Source organism: Bifidobacterium sp. LH_413 (assembly GCF_056357015.1).
In genome coordinates, this window is sequence record NZ_JBKEVK010000002.1 from 212,180 (window position 1) to 235,184 (window position 23,005).

16 protein-coding genes are annotated in these 23,005 nt (G+C 66.2%); 4 read left to right on the forward strand and 12 right to left on the reverse strand.

Features of this window, described 5'->3' with window-relative positions; all coding sequences use genetic code 11:
- Nucleotides 1-85: 85 nt before the first annotated feature.
- The 9 genes from AC1AYN_RS05180 to AC1AYN_RS05220 form a co-directional block, all read right to left on the reverse strand.
- Nucleotides 86-1,951 (reverse strand): DUF6020 family protein, encoded by a 1,866-nt coding sequence (locus AC1AYN_RS05180; RefSeq protein WP_476532428.1) that lies wholly within the window; start codon nucleotides 1,949-1,951, stop codon nucleotides 86-88.
- 327 nt (nucleotides 1,952-2,278) lie between these two features.
- Nucleotides 2,279-2,821 (reverse strand): FMN-binding protein, encoded by a 543-nt coding sequence (locus AC1AYN_RS05185; RefSeq protein ID WP_476532429.1) that lies wholly within the window; start codon nucleotides 2,819-2,821, stop codon nucleotides 2,279-2,281.
- Between the two features lie 25 nt (nucleotides 2,822-2,846).
- The gene (locus tag AC1AYN_RS05190) at nucleotides 2,847-3,644 is read right to left on the reverse strand and encodes an ABC transporter ATP-binding protein (RefSeq protein WP_476532430.1); all 798 of its coding nucleotides are present in this window, start codon (nucleotides 3,642-3,644) and stop codon (nucleotides 2,847-2,849) included.
- A 20-nt stretch (nucleotides 3,645-3,664) separates the two neighbouring features.
- Nucleotides 3,665-4,960: an ABC transporter permease gene (locus AC1AYN_RS05195; RefSeq protein ID WP_476532431.1), complete on the reverse strand. Its 1,296-nt coding sequence runs from the start codon at nucleotides 4,958-4,960 to the stop codon at nucleotides 3,665-3,667.
- A 144-nt stretch (nucleotides 4,961-5,104) separates the two neighbouring features.
- Nucleotides 5,105-6,433, reverse strand: a complete 1,329-nt coding sequence (locus AC1AYN_RS05200) for an ABC transporter permease (RefSeq protein ID WP_476532432.1) — start codon at nucleotides 6,431-6,433, stop codon at nucleotides 5,105-5,107.
- Between the two features lie 90 nt (nucleotides 6,434-6,523).
- A complete protein-coding gene (locus AC1AYN_RS05205; protein ID WP_476532433.1) occupies nucleotides 6,524-7,801 on the reverse strand; it encodes a Fe-S-containing protein in 1,278 nt (425 codons plus the stop codon).
- A 193-nt stretch (nucleotides 7,802-7,994) separates the two neighbouring features.
- The gene (locus tag AC1AYN_RS05210) at nucleotides 7,995-8,681 is read right to left on the reverse strand and encodes an iron transporter (protein ID WP_476532434.1); all 687 of its coding nucleotides are present in this window, start codon (nucleotides 8,679-8,681) and stop codon (nucleotides 7,995-7,997) included.
- Between the two features lie 89 nt (nucleotides 8,682-8,770).
- Nucleotides 8,771-10,510 (reverse strand): FTR1 family iron permease, encoded by a 1,740-nt coding sequence (locus AC1AYN_RS05215; protein WP_476532586.1) that lies wholly within the window; start codon nucleotides 10,508-10,510, stop codon nucleotides 8,771-8,773.
- Between the two features lie 497 nt (nucleotides 10,511-11,007).
- On the reverse strand, nucleotides 11,008-12,402 hold the full coding sequence (locus AC1AYN_RS05220) for an MFS transporter (RefSeq protein ID WP_476532435.1): 1,395 nt from the start codon (nucleotides 12,400-12,402) through the stop codon (nucleotides 11,008-11,010).
- 284 nt (nucleotides 12,403-12,686) lie between these two features.
- On the opposite strand from AC1AYN_RS05220, the gene AC1AYN_RS05225 reads away from it, so the two are divergent.
- The 3 genes from AC1AYN_RS05225 (at nucleotide 12,687) to AC1AYN_RS05235 (ending at nucleotide 16,173) form a co-directional block, all read left to right on the forward strand.
- Entirely contained in the window at nucleotides 12,687-14,045 is a 1,359-nt protein-coding gene (locus AC1AYN_RS05225; RefSeq protein WP_476532436.1) for an FAD:protein FMN transferase, read from the forward strand.
- Nucleotides 14,046-14,252: 207 nt separating this feature from the next.
- Nucleotides 14,253-14,774: a hypothetical protein gene (locus tag AC1AYN_RS05230; protein WP_476532437.1), complete on the forward strand. Its 522-nt coding sequence runs from the start codon at nucleotides 14,253-14,255 to the stop codon at nucleotides 14,772-14,774.
- Nucleotides 14,775-14,955: 181 nt separating this feature from the next.
- Nucleotides 14,956-16,173 carry a glycosyltransferase family 2 protein gene (locus AC1AYN_RS05235; protein WP_476532438.1) on the forward strand — a complete coding sequence of 406 codons (1,218 nt, stop codon included), beginning with the start codon at nucleotides 14,956-14,958 and terminating at the stop codon, nucleotides 16,171-16,173.
- On the opposite strand, the gene AC1AYN_RS05240 is transcribed toward AC1AYN_RS05235, so the two are convergent.
- Complete coding sequence (locus tag AC1AYN_RS05240) at nucleotides 16,157-19,234, reverse strand: FtsX-like permease family protein (protein WP_476532439.1); 3,078 nt, start codon at nucleotides 19,232-19,234, stop codon at nucleotides 16,157-16,159. The two genes, AC1AYN_RS05235 and AC1AYN_RS05240, sit on opposite strands and share 17 nt — an antisense overlap.
- A 194-nt stretch (nucleotides 19,235-19,428) precedes the next feature.
- On the opposite strand from AC1AYN_RS05240, the gene AC1AYN_RS05245 reads away from it, so the two are divergent.
- On the forward strand, nucleotides 19,429-20,916 hold the full coding sequence (locus AC1AYN_RS05245) for an amino acid permease (protein WP_476532440.1): 1,488 nt from the start codon (nucleotides 19,429-19,431) through the stop codon (nucleotides 20,914-20,916).
- 429 nt (nucleotides 20,917-21,345) lie between these two features.
- On the opposite strand, the gene AC1AYN_RS05250 is transcribed toward AC1AYN_RS05245, so the two are convergent.
- Both AC1AYN_RS05250 and AC1AYN_RS05255 read right to left on the reverse strand, forming a co-directional pair.
- The gene (locus AC1AYN_RS05250; RefSeq protein WP_476532441.1) at nucleotides 21,346-22,083 is read right to left on the reverse strand and encodes a response regulator transcription factor; all 738 of its coding nucleotides are present in this window, start codon (nucleotides 22,081-22,083) and stop codon (nucleotides 21,346-21,348) included.
- Entirely contained in the window at nucleotides 22,080-23,003 is a 924-nt protein-coding gene (locus tag AC1AYN_RS05255; RefSeq protein ID WP_476532442.1) for a sensor histidine kinase, read from the reverse strand. The genes AC1AYN_RS05250 and AC1AYN_RS05255 overlap by 4 nt, the downstream gene beginning before the upstream one ends.
- Between the last annotated feature and the right edge of the window lie 2 nt (nucleotides 23,004-23,005).

A 23,005-nucleotide genomic window follows, 5' to 3' on the forward strand; every position in this document is an offset into this window, starting at 1 on the left:
GAACGTCACGGTTCGCTCCCCCATCGTCACGGTTCGCTCCGGGGTTTGTCACGGTTTTCTGTGCCGAATCCCGGAGCGAACCGTATCAGGCATGGAGCGAGCCGTGAGCATCGCGGAGGAACGGCAGGGCCGTGAACAGCGGCAGACCATAGAACACCGGAATCGGATACCAGAACAGTGCCTCGGGCGAGGCGTACAGCGACATCACGGTGAAGACCAGCAATCCGAACGCGGCGACACGCGGGCCGATCGACGCGTCGACGCCCGCGAGCGCTCCCCCATCATCATGGGAATCATAGGAATCACGGAAATCACGGGAACCGGCGATGACGGTGCGACGACGACGTCGCGTCACCGACTCCGCAATCAACGCGATCGCGGCTGCCGACGGAATCCACGTGACATAGAGCGCCATCGACGTGAACGGATTGCCGGCGGCGGTGCCGGAGGCCGCCGCGACCGTGCCGGCGCCCGTGCCGCGCACCCAGTCGCGGACCGAACGCAACGTGCCACGCTGCCACCGTGGCTTATCCGACGTGCCGGCGAGCGGCGCGAGGTCGCGCGCGATGGCGGCCATGCGCGCGGACCCGGCGGACGTGCCGGAGCCGCCGGTGCCGCCGCCCGCGCGGCGCACCTCGGCGGCGGTCAGATACGTGGACCACTGCTTCAGATAGCCGCCGCGCAGCAGGTAGTCGGAGTCCGTGGGGTAGGCGAAGTTGACGCGCGGATCCCACCATCCGCGCGTCTGGGCGGCGTATGTGCGCGCGTAGACGAGCGGATGCGCGAGGCCGAGCCGCGCCCACGCGCGCACGGCCGCGAGCTTCTGCATGGTCGTCGGGCCGGGCGCGACGACGGTGCCGTCGTCGGCGCGACGCGGCTCCTTGAGCGTGTGGAACGTCTCGTCGGACCGGTGCGGATTGATGGTCGCGGCGGCCTTGTCGAGATCCATGATGCCGTCCAATGCGCGGCGCTGGGCGGGGTCGATCGCGGACGGGTCGTCGTGGGCGAGACGCGCGACCGGCTGCGTGACGATGCCCCAGACCTCGCGACCGGGTGACGGGGTCGCATGGGTCGCGGCGGCGGCGATCGGCGCGAACACGGTCTGCGCGAGGAGGACGGCGACGACAAGGCAGATAGCGGCGCGAACGCGGTCGGAGAGGCGCGGCGCGGCGGTGCCGACGGGGGAATCATCGCGACGGGGCTTCCCGGCGCAGACGCACAGCAATCCGATGCCGGCGCAGACGACGATGGGCAAGGCCGTGCGCTTCGACGCGACGGACGCGAACGTGAGCAACGTGAACGCGACGGCGACCGGCATGCAGCGCAACACGCGGCCGCGCGTGAGGCATGTTTCGGCGAAGATCACCGCCATCGGGAGGAAGAAGACCGTGTGGAGGGAATCCTTGCCCATCGTGGTCGAGGCGGCGACGACCACGTAACTCGTCGCGGTGTAGACGAGGCCGAGGGTGACGAGCCACAGGGGCGCGCCGAGCTTGCGGATGTAGCAGAGCATGAATGCGATGCCGGCGGCGAGGGCGAGCGCCTGCACGATCGTGTAGACGGCCTGGCCGGCGAGCGGGGAGCCGAAGACCGCGGCGCCGAGATGCCAGAAGAGCCCGAAAATCAGGGTGTCGAACAGCGGATGCTGCGTGTAGTAGTGGTGCAGGCCCATCGCCTGAAGGTATTGGGCCATCGTGTCGTCGCGCATGGCGCCGGGCCACGTGAGCGCGATCCACGGCAGCCAGCACACAACGATCAGGGCGAAGTAGAGGACGAAGCGCTCGCGCAATGCGACGGCGAAGGCCGACGGCCGGCGGTCGGCGAACCAGAGACGGGCAGTGACGAGCCAAGTGCGGGCGGCGGCGAGCCAAGTGCAGATGATGCCGGAGCCGGCCCGCGCGGCGGCGGACCGAGTCCGCGCGGCGGATGACCATGTATCCCATTCAGACACCCCACCAGTGTACGCGGCTTCACGGCGACATGGCCTCACGGCGACGCGGCTTCACGGTTGCACATCGTTCGGCGCAAGGAATCCCGGAAAACTGAGGTATCGTCCGGGAATAGTTGCACTGAGACACGGTCAGCGCAAGTTTTCCCGGGAAATGGGACTTTCTTCCGGGATTTATTGCGCTGAGGACCAATCAGTGCAAAGATTCCCGGACGAAGCCGCGTATTCCCGGGAATAGTCGCGCCGAAAAGCGACGGGGACGCTGTTGAAACCCCGGAGACCGGTGGCCAGAGACCGAAGACCGGCGGCTACTGGATGGCTATTGGATGGCTACTGGACGGAGGCCTGTTCGCGGGCCAGGTCGAGGGCCTTGTTGAACGCGTCGGACGTCCAGCTGGCACCGGCGACCTTGTCGACCTTGAGGCCCTTGAGCGGCTTGCCGTCCACCACGCCGTTGATCGCGTTCGCGAAATCGGTCTGATGCTTCTTCGAAATCGACGTGAACGGGTGGCCGATCACCTCGACGGTCTGGACGTTCTGGTCCTTGATTGTGATGTGGACGTCGATGGAGTCCTCGCCCACCGGACCGTACTGGCCGTTGATCGAATACGTGCCGTCCTTGTAGTTGCCGGTGTCCTTCGCGGCGGAGGAATCGCCGGAGCCGGACGACGAATCGGACGACGAGTCGCCGGACTGCGACTGCTCCTCCTGCGACTTCTCGGTCTCGCCCGAATTGCCGGCGTACTGGTCGTCCATCGGCGTGGCCTTCGACTCGGCGCAGCCGGCGACGCCGCCCAGCAGCACCAACGTCGCGGCCGTCAGCGCGACCGTCCTGACGGCCTTCCGTGTGTTGTCGTTCCTCTGTTCGTGCATATCGACCATCCTAGCCGCCGGCCGCTCAGTCCTCGCCACCGGTCTTGGCGGCCTTGGTGGGGTCGGCGAAGCCGATGGCGGTCTCGCCGGTCTGCGCGCCCTCGACCTGCGCGCCGGTGGAGGCCGGGCGTCCGCCGGCGGCCTCGTACGCCTCGCGCGCCGCCTCGTCATTCCACTTCTCGCCGACGAGCACGCCGTGATTGAGCATGATCTCGCGCTGGGCGCAGCTGGCGACGAGCGCGTCATGGGTGACGACGATGATCGTCGTGCCCTGCTCGTGCAGCTGACGGAACAGGTCGAGCACGATCTTCTCGTTCTTCTCGTCGAGGTTGCCGGTCGGCTCGTCGGCGAGGATGAGCTTCGGCTCGTTGATGAGGGCGCGCGCGATGCACACGCGCTGCTGCTCGCCGCCGGACAGCTGGCTCGGCAGATGGTGGGCGCGGTCCTTGAGGCCGACGCGCTCCAGCGCCTTCATGGCCTGGTCCTCGTCGACGACCGAATGGTAGTACTGGGCGACCATCACGTTCTCTACGGCCGTCAGATGCGGCACGAGGTAGAACTTCTGGAACACGAGGCCGATCATGTTCTTGCGCACGTCGGCGAGCTGCGAGGCGTTGAGGTCCTCGAGCTTGCGGCCTTCGAGCTTCACGGAGCCCTTCGACGGGGAGTCCATGCAGCCGATCATGTTCATCAGCGTGGTCTTGCCGGAGCCGGACGAGCCGACGATCGCCAGCCATTCGCCTTCCGGCACGGTGAGGTTCAGATCGTCCACGGCATGCAGGTCGCCGTAGATCTTCGAAATATGGTCGAGTTCAAGCAACATGGTGGTTTTCCTTACTCCTCTTATTCCTCGCGGAGCACGATGGCGGGGTCGATGCGGGTGGCGCGGTGGACGGGCGGGATGGAGGCGACGACGGCGACGAGCGCGGCGAGTACCACGGACGCGACGCCGAGCGCCCAGTTGAACGCGATCGCGCGTTCGAACACGGCGACGCACAGCCAGCTTGCGAGCCCGTAGCCGATCGCCGTGCCGACGAGGCCGCCGATCAGGCCGTACATCGCGGATTCGACGTAGAACTCGACGCCGATCGCGGCGGAGCTCGCGCCGAGCGCCTTGCGCAGGCCGATCTCGTTGCGCCGCTGCGAGACGATCGAGCTGATGGTCGTGCCGACGCCGACGAGCGTGAGCACGAGCACGACGAGCGAGACGATCCAGAACAGGGTCTGCAGCATCGTGATGATGCGCGTGTCCGACGCGGTGATCTTCGTGACCTGCTGCGCCTTCACGTGCATCGACGTCATGTCGTTGATGCTGGCGACGAGCGCGTTCAGATCGCTCGCACCGGACGAGTATTCGATGACGTCCACGCCGCGCTTCACGCCGGTGAGTTTGTCGACGTCGGCGTTGGTCGCGTAGATGATGGAGTCCTCACTACCGCCGGTGTCGACGATGCCGGCCACGCGGAACTCGGTTCCGGTGGTGTCCATGATGTCGCTGTTGACGCGGCCGTCGCGCATCTGCTGCGACGATTGCGAGGACTGGGAGGCGGCGTCGGATTCGGGGGATTCGGCGGTGGAGGCCGAAGAGGAAGAGGCGTTGTCGGAGGCGCGGTAGCCGATGGTGATCGAGCCGCCGACCTTCAAACCCATCGCGTCGGCGACGTCGCGGCCGACGAGCACCTTGCCGGCGGTCGGCCAGGAGCCGTCCACCACCCAATGATGGTTGAGGTTCCTCACCTGCGCGGCGTCCACGCCGGCCATCACGTACGGCGCGGCGTTGACGCGCACGTTCTCGTAACGGTAGGTGGCGTGCTTCTGCGAGCCCTTCGCCGCGACCATCTCGGTAGTGTGCTGCACCATCGCCGCGTCGATGCCGGTGGATTTCGCATCGGAATCACCGGACGTCGAGGCGTCGGACTCCGTACTCGAGCCGGAATCACCGGTGGGCGTGACGATGAGGTTCGCGCCGTACGCGCGCATCTCCTGGTTCATCTGCTGCGGCACGGCGATGCAGATCATCGCCAGGCAGAACAGCGTGGCCGCGCCGACCATCGACGCGATGACCGCCATGACCGCACGCGAACGGCGGCGGAACACGGCACTGAACAGCATCCGGAAGAACATGCCGGTATTCGTCATCGCAACCCTCCTTCTTCTTGGCTCCCCTTGTCAGGGAAGCTGTCGTCGACAGACGACTGAGGGGTAGTCACCATACCACTCGTCTCTCCCTCAGTCAGCTTCGCTGACAGCCCCCTCGTCAGAGGGGGCCGCATAGTTTGACGATCAGCGACCATGGAGCACCTCCGCGGGCTTGAGGCTCAGAATCGAGCGGATCGACGAAGCGCTGGCCAGCGCGACCGTGAGCGCGAGCAGCACGAACACGAGCACGAACACCATCGGACGCATCGTGATGCCGGAACCGAACACCACCTGCCCGATGATCTGCGCGACGCCCGAACCGAGCCCCGCGCCGACCACGGCACCGAGCAGCGAGACGGTCGCCGTCTCCGCCATCATCAGGCGGGAGACCGCGCCGTCGGTCGCGCCGATCGCCTTGAGCAACGCGAGTTCGCTGGAACGCTCGCCGATCGACGCGACCATCAGGTTCGCGACGGCCACGGCGGCGGCGATCAAACTCAGCACCGTCATCAGGATCATCACGGCCTGCGTCTTCTGCAGGACGTTGCCCTGCAATGCGGCGACCTGACGCACCTGCTTGGCGACCGCCCCCGGAATCACCTCTTCGATCTGGTAGGCGATCGAACTCGGGTAGGCGGTGCAGTACCAGGTCTCCCACTCGTCCTGGCTCAACGCGGCCGGGTTCTTCGCGGCCTTGCGCGCCAGATCGTTCTCCGGCGTGGTGAGCGCCTTCACCTCGATCTTGTCGATCGAATCGGGCAGGTCGGCGAGCACCTGCGCGGTGGACGAGGCGATGTACAGCGAACCGTTCTCGTCGTCTCCGGAATCGTAGACGCCAGTCAGCCTGATCTTCTGCGTATGCGTCTGCCCGGACGCGGTCTTCTTGGTGAGCGTGACCGTGTCGCCGCGCTTGACGCCGAGCTGCTGCGCGAGCGTCGCGCCGATCACGCCCTGATCGGAATCGTCCTTCGGCCACGTGCCGTCGAGCGTCCACCACGAGCGCATGCCCTCGACGCCCACGACGGTGGTCTCACCGGATTCGAGCTTCAGCTTCTTGTTGAACCACGTGCCGACAATCGGCGCGGTGGCCTTGGCGCCACCGTCCGCCCCCGAGACCTCGGCGTGCACGTTGAGCTGCGGCGCGAAGTTCGTGATGTTGAACGCCCAGAAGATCGTCTTGATCTTCGCCGCGTCGGACTCCTTGAGGAACGACGTCGGGTCGGATTCGGCGGCCGCGCCGCCCGTCGCGCCCTCCGTGTTGTACAGATCGGAGACGACGGCGTCCGACTTCGGCTGCACGGTGATGTTCGAGCCGTACGTCGATAGTTCGGCGTTGAGCTTGTCGCCCACGTCGAACACGACGCCGAGCATCGCCACGCTCACCGTGGCCGACAGGCACACGGTGAGGGCGATGAGCAGCCGCCTGCGCAGCTGGCGCGTGAACGACCGCGCGATCATTCGCAGAAAGAACATTGTTCCTCCTTGTTCCGTTGTTGCCTCCCTCTGACGAGGGAGACCATCTCACGTTCCACCCCGCTCCCCCTGAAGGGGGCGCATGCATAATCACTGGAAGTGGGCGCTTAGGGCGTCCAGGTCGGCGGTGTGGATCGTGATCTTGCCGTTGCCGGTCTTGTACGGGAACGGGATCGGGTTGCATCCGCCCTTGAATCCGATGGTCGCCAGGTTGATCGCGACCTCGCACTTCTTGCAGATGATCTTGCCGTCCTTCTCGTAGTAGCCGGCGTCGCCGCAGTTCTCGCACGCGTCGAGGCCGATGCCGTACGCGCCGCCGTTCTTCTTGATGATGATGAACCGCATCGAGGTGCCGTCCTTCGCCTTGTATTCGAAGCGGTGCAGATGCCCGTCCTCGACCTGGCTGAACGGGATCGTCGCCACGCCGTCCTTGAGCGAATACGCTTCCGGCGGCGACAGCGTGATCGTGCGCGTGGTCGCGGCGACGCCCGCGGTGAGCGTCACGGTCACGCCGATCGCGGCGACGAGACTCCACACGGCCGCGGCGACGGCACGACGGCGGAACGCCTTGTGCCGTCGCACGTCGGCCTCGTTCTCGCCGTCGCGCGGTTTCGTCGGCGTGCGGAAGCCGGCGACGATCGACGCGATGGCGGGGATGACGAACACGACGCCCTGCGCGATGATCATCTGCGTGTTGTGGTTGATGGACCAGACGAGCGGCTGGAACAGGAAGTGCGGGAAGAAGAGCGAGTGCGCCTGGATGATCTGCAGCAGTCCGGTCGCGTGCTGGATGAACAGGATCGCCATCATCAGCGCGGCGGCCGCGGTGAACGCGGGCCGCACGGCGGTGTTGCGCATCGTGCGGAAGATCGCCGCGACGATGACGGACATGACGACGCCGAGCACGAAACCGAGCGCGCGCAGCAGCATCGCGGACGTGAACGCGGTCTCGCCCGGCTCCACCCAGATCGTGAGCTGGAGGATCACGTCCGGCAGCGCGTAGAAGACGGTGAGCGCGATGGCGAGGGTGCCGACCGCGTTGGCCGCGTGCATGAGCGGCGCGTGTTTGCGCCAGTCCGTGGTGATCCAGTGCCCGGCGATGACGGCCACGATGGCGAGCACGTCGACGACGACGGCCACGGTGAGCACCGGCTGGTTGACGAAGGTGCGCTGGTTGATGACGGCGGTGGCCCTGAGGGCGGCGAACACGATGGCCGCGACCGTGCCGAGCAGCAGGCCGTAGAGACGCCAGTGGGCGCTGAACGGTTTGTCCTTGCCTTCGCCGACCGTGAGCGTCACGCTCAGGCACATGACCAGCAACGCGGGTGCCAGCGTCCCCGGCATCACCGCAACGAATTGTTCCAGCATTCGCGCCCTTTCCTTATCTGCATATCCGTATGCCCCCTCAGTCCGCCTTCGGCGGCCAGCTCCCCCACATCCGTGGGGGAGCGTCTGCGTCCCCTTCAGGGGGAGCTGTCAGGCGAAGCCTGACTGAGGGGGTGTCCGCAACCGGCGAAAACGCCGAAAGCCCCCTCCCTGGGAGGGGGCTTTCAACAAGTCATTACCATTGGCGAGGAGTGTACTCCCAGTTGTCGAAGGTGACTTCGAGGGGCTCGGTCCAGAAGTGGCCCTTGACGCCGGTCTCCGGGTCGACGTGGAGCATCCAGCCCTTCTTGGCCGGGGACTCGATCGAGAGCTTCAGCTGGTAGGTGCCGGCCTTGTCGAGCTTGACGTTGGCGCCGTAGTGCGGGCCGTCGGAGGCGTTCATCTGCATGAAGGTGCCGGAGGTGGCGGTGCCGCCCTCGACTTCCTTGCCGGTGGACTTGTCGATGATCGTGTAGTTGACGGTCAGATCCGGGATGAAGTCGCCCTTGCCGTAGCCGAGCTCGGTGCCCTTCTTGTTGGCGTGGATGTCGGCCTCGAGGTGGAAGGAGGCGTCCGCGGCCTTGAGGCCCATGGAGGACGGCTCCATGTCGATCGGCTGGAAGTAGACGGCGCCGACGGTCAGCGGGCCGACTTCCTGATCCTGCTCCTCGGCGGTGCCGGACGGGCCGACCGGGACCTCTTCGAAGCCGGTGCCGGAATCGGAGGCGGAGGAATCGGAGTTCGAGTCGGAGGACTGCGAGGAGGAGTCTGACTTGGCGGAGGTGTTCGAGCTGTCGGAGGAGCCGCAGGCGGCCAGCGAGAACGCCATGGAACCGGCGAGCAGCACGCCGAGCAGGGCGGCGATCTTCTTGTTCTTCATCATTTCTCTATCCTTTTCTTGTGGGAGTGAAGGAACCCCACAACAGGGACTTCACAGCTTGTTGGTTGAATTATCGATTACTCGGGAAAGTCTTACTTGGCGGAACCGGCCTTCGCGGAACCGGCCTTCGCTGCGGACGCCTTGAGCTTGCGCTGCTTGGCGAAACCGACCACGAACAGCGCGATCACGGCGACGGCCGCGAGCACCTGCGCGACGATGCACTCGACGTACGGGTAGAAGCCGAGCCAGTCGTTCGTCGGCACGCCGTCCAGATAGATGGCGGGCAGCAGGTCGCCTTCGATGAGCGCGTGCACGCCGCCGCCGGCGAAGACGACGACCAGCACGGACATCAGGATCGACGTGACGAGGAAGAACGGGCCGATCGGGATCTTCACGGAGGTGAAGCGGATAATCAGGAAGATGATCACCAGCACGACGGCCGCGGCGATGCCGCCCGTCCACATGCCCTTCGAATCCTGGCTCATCGAGTAGATGGACTGATAGAAAATCACGGTCTCGGCACCCTCGCGGAACACGGCGAGGAAGCTCAGCATGGCGAGTGAGACGATCGTGCCGAACGCCACCTTCTCGCCGGCCTCGACCTGTGCGGAGACGGACTTGACGGCTGCCTCGGTCTTGGTGCGGATGTAGCGGTTCCACGCCTCGACGCTCGACTTGTTGAGCATCCAGTTGCTGGTCCACAGGAGCATGCCCATGGCGATCAGGGCGCACACGCCCTCCATGATCTCCTGCTGCGGGCCGGAGCCGCCGAACAGGAGCGTGAAGATCACGGCGATGATGCCTGAGCCGGCGAGGCCGGCGACGACGCCCAGGTAGATCCACTTGGTGAAACGCTTGTTGCCGGACTTGACGAGGTAGGCGATCACGGCGGCGACGACGAGCAACGCCTCAAGACCCTCGCGGATGAGGATGAGGAACGCCTGGCCGACGGCGCTGGTGATGAACTTGGTGAAACCGCCCTCCTTGTCGGCGGCGCCGCCGTCGAGGATGCCGGCGTCCTTGACGAGCATGGCCTTGAGGTCGTCGACGAGCTTCTTCGTGGACTTGAGGTCCTTGCCCTTGTTCATCGCGGAACGGGTCATCTTGAACTGGTATTCGACCTGCGAGACGCGGTTGCCGGAGATCGCGTTCATCACGTTCTTCTCGAAACCGAGCTTCTCGTAGTACTGGTAGTACGCGTCGTTGACGAGCGTGGCGCCCTTGGCTCCATCGCCGTTCTCGTACGCCTTGTACGCGTTGTCGAGGATCGGGGTCATCTCGTTGGCCACGTCGGTCCAGGAACGGTTGCCCTTGCCCGGGTTCTTCTTCTTTTTGGCGTCGAGCTCCTTGCGCTCCTTGTCGAGCTCGGCCTGCAGGGCCTTCGCGTACTCCTTCGGCTTGGCGAGCCCGGTGTTCGCATCGAGCTGCTGCGCGGTGGCGTCGAGGTCGGCGACGAGCGCGGTGATCTTCTGATCGAGCTCATCGTTGTTGCCGGGCACGTAGGAGAGGTTCTGGATGTCCTGGAACGCCTGCTGCTGGGAGGTCTGCTTGTCCGCGCCGATCGTGGAGTTCACGACGGCGGTGAAGTTGGAGGCGACGTAGATCGAGTTGTACGCGGCCATGAAGTCGGAAGTCGCGCCGGACGTGTTGCCGTCCTCGTACTCCTGCTGGCCGTCCTGCAGCTGCTCGGCCATCGCCTCGGAGACCGCGGACCACGTCTTGTAGTCCGTGGCCTTGCTGGTGGCGGAGGACAGTCCGGACGAGGAGCCGGCGGCGAGCGCGGTCTGCGGGACGGCGGCGAACGGGGTCACGGCCATCGCCACGATCATCATCAACGCACCGGCGAACGCGACGAGCTTCACCGGAACGCGCTTGAGCAACGCGGACATTCCAGGGTCTTCCTCTCTAATTTCACAATCCATCAGAACGATAGAGAAAAAATTCCCGGAACAACAGTCTTGATTTTTGCGGATTATTGAGGTAGTCGGCATGCGGAGCGACGTTTTCGGGGTGGAAATCCTTGTTTCGTCACGGTTTTGGCACGTCCATGCCGGGAAGACGCCATTCGCCGCGTCTCACATCGCGAACTGGACATACCGCCGCCCATGTCTCATTCCATATTGCGGACCCTCCGCACCCCCTCAGTCCGGCTTCGCCGGCCAGCTCCCCCTGAAGGGGGCGCAATCCGCCATGCGTCACACGCATGACAATCCTCCTCTCAAGGGGGCGCAATCCTCTTCGCTCCCCCTTTGAGGGGGAGCTGTCGGCCATAGGCCGACTGAGGGGGTATGACCGTCACCCTTCCATAGCCGTCACCCTTCCATACCCGTCACCCCTCCAGCACGCGCAGCACCTTGCGTTCGTCGTAGAAGGCGAAGACCACGCCACCGATGCCGCACAGTATCGCGGCGCTCACGGCGGCGATGCGGTAGCCGGCGCCGGACGCCATGCCGATCGTGGAGACGCCGGTGAACAGCAGCATCGCGACGGACTGGCCCATCTTCATCGCGAACGTGCGGGCCGCGTAGAACATGCCCTGACGGTCCTGGCCGGTGGTCTTCGAGCTGGCGTCGGCGATGTTGGCGACGATCGCCTGCGGCAGGATGCCGAACGCGGCCATCGGCACCGCGCCCACGACCGACAGCAGCACGCCCTGCGCCATCGGCGGCAGGAACGAGACCGCGCCGGAGCCGAGCGCGCCGGCGAACGCGAACGCGCAGGTGAAGATCACGAACGCGACGAGCAGCAGCCGCTTCTTGCCCACCCGGTTGGCGAGCAGGTTGACGGGCACGTAGAACAGCACGGAAACGCCGGTCATCAGCACGAAGTAGACGGTGGTCGTGGTCTCGGGGAGCTTGAGCAGCGAGGTCACGAAGAACGGCAGGCCGGTCTGGAACGTGGTGATCGCCACCCAGTAGACGACGTCGGAGCAGACGAACTTGCGGAACTCGCCGTCGCCGAACGTCTGCCGCAACGATGCGACCGTCGATTCGGACGTGGGCTGCGAATCGACGTAGTCCTTCTCGCGGATGGCGAGCGGCGGCACGAGCATGCACACGAACGCGACCGCCGCCATAATCGTGAACGTGACGCGGATCGCGTCCACGCGGCCGAACATCGGCACGAATCCGCCCCAGATGACGGGCGCGACGTAGGCGACGGCCGTGCCGAACACCCACGTGAACGAGATGGCGGTGGAGATGGCGAGCTGCTGTTTGGAATCGTGCCCAAGTTCGGCGATGAGCGCGTTGTACGGCGTGCAGTAGAAGGTGAGCGCGATGTAGTAGCCGATCACGGTGACGAACAGCACGGCCGCGTTCGCCCAACTCGTGCCGTCGACCGGACTCCAGAAGACAAGCACGGTGACGAGCGCAAGCGGGAGGGCCGCGAACTTGAGGAACGGCATGCGGCGACCGGCCTTCGCGTCGCAGCGGTCGGACAGGGAGGCGACGGCCGGGTCGATGAACGCGTCGAAGAAGCGGGCGAACGCGGTGATGCCGCCCACCACGGTGACGACGCCGAGCACGGCGAGCCCCTGCGGCACGAACACGGTCTGGCCTTGGGCGATGGTCTCGTTGTCCGGCTGGTAGAAGTACACGAGCCAGTTCGAGATGATGCCGGAGAGCAGCGCCCAGCCGAACTGTCCGATCGCGAACGCCCAGATCTTCGGGGTGGGCAGGTCCTTGACCAGCGCGGCCTTGCCCCGTACAGCGTCATCCGTCATATGCAACCTCCGTGACCTCATTGACACCGCGTCAATCCTAGCATCGGGATATATCCGATCGATGCGCTTCCCTCCGAGGTCAGCCCCGTTCCCCCTCAGTCCGGTCTTCGACCGGACAGCTCCCCCACGTCCGTGGGGGAGCAAAGGTACATCCGTCACTTTGCGCCCCCTTCAGGGGGAGCTGGCGGCCGAAGGCCGACTGAGGGGGGTACCCGCCTTGAGCTCCCCGCATCCGTGGGGGAGCAAGCCGGCGGATGGACGTCCGGAGGAGTGCGCTCCTACACTTGGACGGTATGACGTCACTCGCCGAACGCATGCCGTATACGATGGCCTTTCCGCACGCCCTGGGCACCGGAATCATCGTGCAGTCGTCCGAAACCGCCGGCGACGGACGGCGGATCGACGGGTTCATCGAACAGTATGAACGCGTGTTGTCGCGGTTCCGCGACGATTCCCTCGTATCGGCGATGCGACGCGCCGAGCGTGGCGGCACGTTCGCGTTCCCCGATTGGGCGGGGCCGCTGTTCGACCTCTATGATCTGCTGTGCGAGGCGACCGACGGCGCCATCGACCCGTGCGTCGGCGAAGACCTCATCCGCCTCGGCTACGACGCCCGCTACTCATTCACCCTCTCCCCCGGCGCGATTCCCACCACCGCGGACTCCGCCACCGCGATTCCCACCACCATGGATTCCGCCGATAGCTCCCGCGCAATCCTCGCCCCGACCGGCCGACCCGACACGCGCGACAACACACTCAGCGCAATCCACGGCCAATCCGACGCGCGCGGCAGCACACTCGGCACAATCCACGGACGGCCGACGTGGCGCGGAGACGTGACGCGTACCGGCGAACACGGCACGACGCTCGTCACCCACCGCCCGGTCGCCCTTGATTTCGGCGCCTGCGGCAAAGGCTACCTCGTCGACCTCCTCGCCGCCCGCCTCACCGCCCCTTCATCCCCCGCCCCTGCGTCCCCTTCAGAGGGAACCGGCGACAGAAATCCGACTGAAGGAGCAAACCCCACATTCGCCACCACCTCCCCCGTGCCCCCTTCAGGGGGAGCTGTCGCGCGAAGCGCGACTGAGGGGGTCCCCGAGCCCGCGCCTATCCCTGCCTCGACCCCGACCTTCGTCATCGACGCCGGCGGCGACCTCCGCACCTGCTCCCCCGCCCCCGTCACCATCGCCCTCGAGGACCCGTCCGACGACTCCCGTGCGATCGGCACGGCGAGCGTCACCCGCGGCGCGTTCTGCGCGAGCGCGCCGAGCCGCCGCCGCTGGACCGCGCACACCCCCGACGAACGCACGACGATGACGGTCCATCATCTGCTCAACGCGGTCGACGGTCTCCCGGTCGACGACGTGGCCGCGACCTGGGTGTACGTACCGACCGCGGGCACGAATCATGATTCCCGCGGGACGGACGATACCGCGGCGCTCCCCCGCCATGCCGCGCTTCCCCTCTACCCCACCGCGCTGGCCGACGGACTGGCGACCGCGCTGTTCGTCGCCGACCCGAACACGCTGCACGCGCGGCTGACCGCGCTGCACCCCGGAATCACGTTCGAGTGCGCCGTACTCAAGGCCGACCGCACGGCCATCGTCTCCGGCGGGTTCCCCGGCACGCTGTTCACCGCATAACCCAGCCGTCTCACGGTTTTCCACGGTTTTCGGGCAATCAGGCCCTTACGATTGCGCGGCTGCGGAACATGAGTAAGATTATTCCGGCCTGATTCGCCGAAGACGGCGGAAATCCGCGGGCGGCGACGGCAACGAGCGCGCACGATCGCGCATATCACACACGAACCGGACACAACCTCACACGGGCATACGCACGAAGGAGCGGAGATGACGAACGACCAGCAGCACGCCACCGACACCCCTGACACCACCAACACCACCGAATCCCCCGAAACCGCCAACACCGCCACCGCCGAATCCCCGGCCCAGTGCACGAAGAAGGACATGCGCATCGGCATCATCGTGGCCATCGTGGTCGTGATCGCCTCGATCGCCACGTTCGCCTTCACATGGGGCGGCGGCAAGGCAAGCGCCGAATCCGTGGAGAACTGCGAGACGCAGATCGTCGCGCTCAAGGCGCATCAGGACGCGCTCAAGACCGTGAAGGCCGAGGCCGACGAAGCCGTCAAGAACGCCGACGGCAAGACCGACCCCGACCAGCTCAAGGCCATCAAGGCCGCGCAGGCCGCGGTGGACAAGCTGGGCGACGCGCCCACCTGCCCGTCCGACGGCTCCCAGCAGGACGTGGACGAGGCGATCGCCGCGATCCGCGACTACTCGGACGATCTGCGCAACGCGACCAGCGGCCTCGACGCCGCGGCGAAGGCCCTCGGCGGCGACGCCGAGTGATCGTGCTTCCGGAATCACACGGCCAAACACGACCGAACAGGAACCGAACGTGATGGTCGTGTGAGACCCGGAAGCGTCCAGCCGACGTTCAGCGTCCCCGTGCCATACTGGAGCCGATACAACGGACCGGACGAACCGTCACGGCCCGTAACGCCACAGAAAGCCGGGGACCACACATCACATGCTGTTGACCACGCCGCCGGGCACGCCGAGCACCACGCCGCTGGTCTCCGTCATCGTGCCCGTGTACGACACCGAGGATTACGTGCGCTACTGCGTCGACTCGATCCTCAGGCAATCGCACCCGCGGCTCGACATCATCCTCGTCGACGACGGCTCCACCGACTCAAGCGCTGCCATCCTCGACGAATACACGCTGCGCGACGACCGCGTGACCGTCATCCACCAGACGCACGCCGGCGCGGCGAAGGCACGCAACGCGGGCCTCGACGCCGCGCGCGGCGAGTGGGTGACGTTCGCCAACAGCGACGACATTCTCGACCGCCGATACGTCGAACTGCTGCTGCACGCCGCCGAACGCACCGGCGCGGACCTCGCCAAGGCACGCTGGAAGCAGTTTGGCGTCGCGCGGCTGTACGACGTGGCGGAGGCCACGGCGGAAGGCGCGCGCGAGCCGGAACGCGTGACCGTGTTCACCGACGCGCTCAAGGCGTACCAGAACGTGTTCTGCAAGAGTCTGCGGCTTGTCGGCACCGAATTCGGGCGCAACACGGAAGCCCGGTATTTCAACGATTCCTGCTGGGGGCGGCTGTACCGGCGCGAACTGTGGGAGGGACTGCGGTTCCCGGAAGGCACGCGCGCGCACGTCGCGATGGTGGCGGGTGAACTGTATCTGCGCGTGCGCAAGGTCGCCGACATCGACGTGACGCTCTACCACCAGCTGCAGCATGAGGGCGACGAGCCGCCGGAACGCGAGTTCGACTACCAGCATGACCAGGCGGTCGCCGCCGCGCACAACTTCGATCTGGCGATGGAGCACGGCGTGCTGCCGGCGCGCAGCTACTACGCGATGTCGAGCGCGTGCGACGCGGAGGCGGCGGCGGATTCCGATGCGGCTGCCGACGGCGACGCGGACGATGCGACGCGCGAGGCGCATCAGGAGGCGTATCAGGACGATCTGCTCGCGTTGTCGGAGATGACCGGGCGGCTCACGCCGGCGCAGCGCGTCAAGTGCACGACCACGCAGCTGATCCGGCGGCTGGAGCATCGCGTGTACTGGATGCGCGCGGACCTGCTCAAGCGCGACCGGAAGCCGTGGACGACGGCGGACATGCACATCGACGAGGATGGGGCGGACGAGGGCACCGGGACGGACACGGACGCCGGAACGGACGGTGCAACGGGCGCGGGCGCCGGCGACGCTACTCCACGCTCTTGAGCGCGCCGACCGGGTCGATGCGGTCGAGCACCGGCTTGGTGAGCCAGGCGACGAACTCGGCGAAGACGAGCGTCGCGAACGCGGCCGCAAGATAGCTGGTCGGGCGCAGATCCACTTCGAAATACAGGGACGGCATGCCGAGCGCCGCGGTAAGGAGGCCACCGATCCAGCGGCCGAGCGGCAGACCGACCGCCACGCCCATCCACGTGAGCACGCGCATCTCGCGGTTCACGTACTGGTGGATCTCGCGCTTGCGGAATCCGAGCACCTTGAGCGTGGCCATCTCGCGCACGCGTTCGGAGATGTTCGTGTTCGCGAGCGTGAACAGCACGACGAGGCACAGCGCGCCCGCGAGTCCGACGATCAGGGCGACGACCGCGCCCATCAGGTCGAAGGAGAAGCCGTCGGCGAGTTCGGCGGTGCCGACCGCGCTGACGACGGCGGGGTCGTCGGCGAGCTTGTCGACGTAGGCGGTCTGGGCGGCGTCGTCGCCTTTGAGCGTCGCGTAGACGGCGTTCCAGACGGGGGTGACGGAGCCACCGGAATCACCCGAATCACCGAACAGACGCTGGTACAGTGACTCGCTCACGTACACGTCCGAACCGACGAGACTGCGCGTGACGGCGGCGACGCGCGTTCTCGCGCGCGTCAGGTCGCCGCCGCGCAACGTGACCATGTTGCCCGCGCGCACGCCGAGCGCGTTCGCCGCGGATTGGCTGACGATCGCGCCGGAGTCGTCGAGCGTGACCTCGCCGCCGCCGGAGCGGCCGAACATGCCGCCGCTGTAACGGTAGAGGTCGTTGTCGCTCGCCTCGCGCAGGTCGATCATCGTGTTGAGGCGTTTCAGCGACCGTTCGGGGACGACGATGAGCTGAATCGTTTCGCTGGAGGCGGGAGCGGATGTGGGCTGGGTGGTACCGGATGTGGTGGCGGTGCCGGCCGCGGCGGATGTCGTGGAGGTCGACAGCTCGCCGCTTTCGACGCGGATGCGCAACGTGGCGGTGGTTTTGCCGTCCTTGTCGAGCCGCGCGCGCAGGGCTGGCGCATCGGCGTCGGCGGAGACGGCCATGAGGTCGTACCGGTAGATGCCGTCGTACTGTTTCGGGCCGATCGCGGCGACCGTGTCGTTGATGGCGAGGCCGCACAGGATGAGCGCGGTGCAGCCGGCCACGCCGCCGACCGTCATCACGAGACGCGACTTGAAACGGAAGATGTTGCGCGCGGTCACCTTGTTGAGGAAGCCCATGCGGCTCCAGACCGGGCGGATGCGTTCGAGGAGGATGCGCGCGCCGGCCTTCGGCGCCTTCGGGCGCATGAGTTCGGCGGGCATGTGGCGAATGTCGCGGCGGCAGGCGAACGCGGTGGCGGCGAGCACGCCGACCACAAACAGCGCGATGCCGGCTGAGCCGTACAGCCAGTCGTATTCGAGACGCGCGCCGGGCAGCGTGTACAGGCCTTCGATCACGACGAGCAGGAACGCGGGGATGCCGAGGAATCCGGCGAGCAGACCGAGTCCGCCGCCGATCAGGCAGGCGAGCAGCGCGAACAGCAGATAGCGGGAGGCCACGGCGATGCCGCGGTAGCCGAGACCGAGATAGGTGCCGATGAGACCGCGGTCCTCCTCGACCATGCGGGCCATCGTGGTCAGGCTCATCAGCACGGCGACGAGCAGGAACACGACGGGGAACGCGCGGCCGATCGATTCGATCGAGGTCATGTCCGATTTGAAGGCGCTGAAGCCGCCGATGTCGGCGCGGGTGGTCACATACCAGCGAACCTGCGGGATTTGGGAGGCAACCTGTATGGTTTGGGAGTCGATCTGCTGAATCGCGGCCTCTTTCTGTGCGGTGAGGTCCGCCTGCGCCTGGTCGAGCTGGGATTGGGCCTGTTGCAATTCCGGGCTTTTCACGATGACGGATTGCCGGACTACTGCGGGGTCGTATGCAGGTTGGGAGGAATGTTCTGCAGGTTGGGCGGAATTTCCTACAGATTGGGGCATCAACCCTGCAGATTGCGCCGCCAACCCATCAACTTGGGCGTCGAACTGCGCGCGTTGCTGGTCGAGTCGGGCTTGGGCGTCCGCGAAACGCTGTTCGGTCTCGGCGCGGGCCTTATCGAGTTTCGCCTGGGCCGCATCGGTGAGCTGTTGACGGCGGGCCTTCTCGCGCTTGGACTGGATGGTGTTCTCGATGCGGCTCGCCACCGTGCGCACGACGGTGTCGTAGTCGTCGGAGAACGTGTCGAGGTCGGAGGTGCCGGTGACGCGCAGGCTGATTGATGTGTAGAGGTCGTCGGCGGTCTCGGAGGCGATGGCGGTGGTGCTGTCGGTCTCACTATTGGTCGGGCTGTCGGCCGTACTGCCGGCCGTACTGTCGGTCACGCCGCCCGCCGGTACGAAGAACGCGTAGTCGTCGGAGGCGGTGGAGCGGAAGGCATTCTTCGAGGCGTACCCATCCGGATTGGCGAGGTCCTGCGGGTCGATGACCACGCCGGTGATGGTGAGCTTCGTCTTCTCCGACTGTTCTGTCTTCTCCGACTGCCCTGACTTGACGGTGAACCGGTCGCCAATCTTGAGGCCGCTGTCGTTGAGGAACCGCTTCGTGACGGCGATCTCGCCGGTCTTCCGCGGCAGCCGGCCCTCCGTGAGGTACGGGCGGTCGAGACCATCCGAAGAATCGGCGCTCGCGGAATCGCCGGACGTACCTCCATCATCCGCGCCGCCGCCGGCTCCCCCGATTTCGCGAATCACCGCGGTCTTGTCCGAACCATGCACGCTCACGGTCACTGTCTGCGAGCGCTCCGCCTGCACCGATTCCACACCGCGCACCTTGCGTAGCGCGGCCACGTCGTCGTCGGTGAGGCCCGCGGTGGAGACGACCTGGATGTCGCGCAACCCCTGCGATTCGTAGAAGCGGCCGGCGGCGAGGAACGCGTCGCGGCAGCCCGCGTAGATGCCGGTGAGCACGGCCACGCCGAGCAGGGTAATCAGCGCGATGGAGACGAACCGCTTCCACGACCGCCGCCAGCAGCGCAGCATGTCCTTGAGAAACGCCTGCGACATCACGCACCTCCTTGTCCTCTTCCATTGTCTTCGCGCCGGTCCGCGGACGCAAACGCGATCGCCGTGGGGAAACGGCATACAATACCGTGGTTGCGAACCGTCGCGCACGGCCCACAAGGTCTCCCGCGGCGGGCGGACGGCGAAGCCGCCCGTGAGACACGACGTGAGATATGAGACAAGAGAGAGAAGAACATATGGCTTCCGAGAACAAGGCCGGCGACACGGCCACGAAGCCGCGCGAAACCGACGATGTGCCGGTGCCCGCGACGTTGCGCAAATCGTTGAAGAACCGCCACATCCAGCTGATCGCGCTGGGCGGCGCGATCGGCACGGGCCTGTTCTACGGCTCGAGCGAGTCGATCGCGCTGGCCGGCCCGTCGATCCTGCTCGCCTACCTGATCGGCGGCCTCGCGATCTTCATGATCGTGCGCGCACTGTCCGAGATGTCGGTCGAGGATCCGAAGGCGGGCGCGTTCAGCTACTACGCGACCCGCTACTGGTCGAAGCGCGCCGGCTTCATCTCCGGCTGGAACTACTGGTTCAACTACATTCTCGTGTCGATGGTGGAGCTGGCCGTGGTGGGCAGTTTCGTCAACTACTGGTTCCCGGCGATTCCGACGTGGGTGTCGGCGGCCGTGTTCCTCGTGGTGATCTGCGCGGCGAACCTGCTCGGCGTGAGCAAGTTCGGCGAGTTCGAGTTCTGGTTCGCGATCATCAAGATCGTGGCCGTGATCGCGATGATCCTGGGCGGTCTCGCGGTGATCGTGTTCGCGCTGCCGACCGAGTCGGGCGCGAAGGCGACGTTCGCGAACTGGTTCACCGTGGGCGGCGGCTTCTTCCCGAACGGCCTGATGGGCCAGGCGAAGGACGGCTCGTGGACGGGCCTGCTGATGGCGCTCGTCGTCGTCATGTTCAGCTTCGGCGGCACCGAGCTCATCGGCATCACGGCCGGCGAGACGGAGGATCCGAAGACCACGATCCCGCGCGCCACGAACGACATCATCTGGCGCATCCTCGTGTTCTACATCGGCGCGCTCGGCGTGATCATGGCCGTGGTGCCGTGGAACCAGATCGACGGCAAGTCCAGCCCGTTCGTGCAGATCTTCGATTCGGTGGGCGTGCACGCGGCCGCCGGCATCCTCAACTTCGTGTGCCTGACCGCCGTGATGAGCGTCTACAACTCCGGTCTGTACGCGAACTCCCGCATGCTGTACTCGCTGGCGAAGCAGGGCAACGCGCCCGCCTACCTCGGCAAGCTGAACAGGCACGGCGTGCCGGTGGCCGGCGTGCTCACCTCCGCGGTGATCACCGCGATCGCCGTGGTCGTCGTGTTCGTGTGGCCCGAGTTCGCGTTCAACTACCTGATGTCGATCGCCACGATCGCCGGCATCATCAACTGGACGATGATCATGGTCACCGAGATGAAGTTCCGCCGCGTGGTCGCCGCCGGCGGCGCACCGGACGACACCGATCTTGCGGGCAAGTCGGGTGCCGAGGCGTTGGCCGCGATCCACTTCAAGCTGCCGTTCGCGAAGGTGACGCCGTGGGTGGTGCTCGCGTTCCTCGCGCTGGTCGTGGTGCTCATGTGCTTCTCCCCCAGCTATCGCGTCGCCGTCATCGCCGGCGTGATCTGGCTCGCGATCCTCTTCGTCGCCTACCAGCTCACCCAAGCGAAAAAGTAGGATTCCGAGCGAACCGAAATGGGGTGCCGGCAGTCATGTCGGCACCCCGTTTCGCGTATTTGGCCCGCGTATCCGACACCGCAGCCCGACAACCGCACGCCCGACACCGCGACCCGACACCGCATACCCGATGCGACAGCGCAGGGTTCACCGATGCCTGCCGCGCCGCACGCCCCAGCACCTTGGCGTCTAATACCGTTACGAGGGGTACATTCTCCGTCGTCTTTACACCTATCTGCGTTGCAAGGGGTATCCCAACAGGGGCATCCCGGGGATATACGGTCTGAAATCGCCCTCGGCGCCCGGAATATCCCCATCCGAGTACCCCTCGTAACGCAGATGGCCTTTCACGAAGCGGCGGAAGTACCCCTTCTAGCGAAGAAACATGCAACCGAAACATGCACCGACGGCGAAGAGCCGCCAAGGCCACTACCGCCGACCGATCTGACGCAGCCAGGTCACCACGGCCTGGGTGAGGGTGGCGGCACCGAGCTTGCGGCGGGCTCGCATCGAATGCGTGCGCACGCTCGCCGGGGTGATGTCGAGCCGGTCGGCGATCTCGTTCTGCGTCAGTCCGTCCGCCGACATCGCCAACACCTGCGATTCCTGAAAACTCAACCGTGACGAAGACGACGCAGCACCAGCACCAGCAGATCGGTCGAGCCGCGCAAGCAGCCGCCGCCGTGCCTCCCGCGGCAGCAGGAACCGCGCGTCATCGGCTTCGCCCGAGCCATCGGCACCTCCGATATCGGCCCCTTCCCGTGCCGGTACCGGCGTCGGCACGGCGAATACGCGCCCGGCGCGGGCGAGCCGGATGGCCCGTTCCAGCCACGGGTAGTCGGCTTTGCCGACGATGCCCTGTGCGCCGGCGCGCGCGGCGTCCCGCCGGTAGCGTTCGGGCGGGTACGCGGTGATAACGAGCATCGCGCACGTACCGTTGCCGGCGCGCAGCCGTCGGCATACCTCCGTGCCGAGCTCGTCGCCGAGTTCCGCGTCGACGAGCAACACGTCCGGCCATCGTTCGTCCTCAAGGCAGTTGACGAGCGCCTGCCGCCCCGATGATGCGGTCCAGATGACGTGGAAGTCGTCGTTGCGTTCCAGCAACGCGGCGAGCGCCTTCACGGTGATGATGTCGTTGTCGACGATCCCGACGGTGATGACGCTCATTCCCAAGCCTCCGCACCCATCCCGGCTCCCTCAGACGAGGGGGCTGTCGGCGGAGCCGACTGGGGGAGCGTCCGCCCTGTCTCCCCCGCAAACGGCACGTGGACCCGCACCCGCCAGATGCCGCCCTCCGCCGATACCGTCATGACGCCGCCGCACGCCTCGACGCGGCGTTGCAGCAGTGCGAGCCCATGCCCCTGGGGCAATGCGACCGAAGCCCCGACGGCATTCCCGCCAGCGCTCCCACCCCAGCCGGCACTCGCATCCGCCGGATTCCTCTTTTCATCGATGTTCCCGAAGCCATTCATCGGATTGGTCTGCACGATGTCCACTCCCCGACCGGACGCGTCGACGTCCAACGTGTAGCGCCTGCCGTCCTCGCCACCATATCGGACGATGTTCGCCGTCAGCTCGCGCAGCACGGCGGCGACCACATCGGCGGTATCAGCGGTCCCCGTAATCCCGTCCTCGGCACGCCCCGCACCGGAATCCCCGCTCTCCCCCAATGCGACATCACCGTCGCCGACACCGCCACCGTCGCCGACACCGCCACCGTCCTCATCCTTACGCCCACCGCCGCCATCCTCCGCAAGAATGCGGATGATGCAATGCACATGTTCGAGCGCCTCGCCCGCGCGCGCCATGATGTCGGCGAACAGGTCGCGCTGCCGTTCCGATACGGCGTCCTGCACGCCGAGCCGCGCCATCAGACTGATGGAGGTGAGTTCGCCGCTAGTGGCGTCGTGCAACCGGTGAGCGACGTCGAGATTGCGCTCGACCTGCCGCACATGCATCGCCTGCCGGCGCAATGTGGCGAGTTCGGTCTGCCGGCGCGCCATCAGTCCGATGATGACGGCGGCGATGTACGTCGAGTTGAGCGGAATCAGCATGTTCAGGGCGATGCCGCCGCTCCACGTCGCCATCT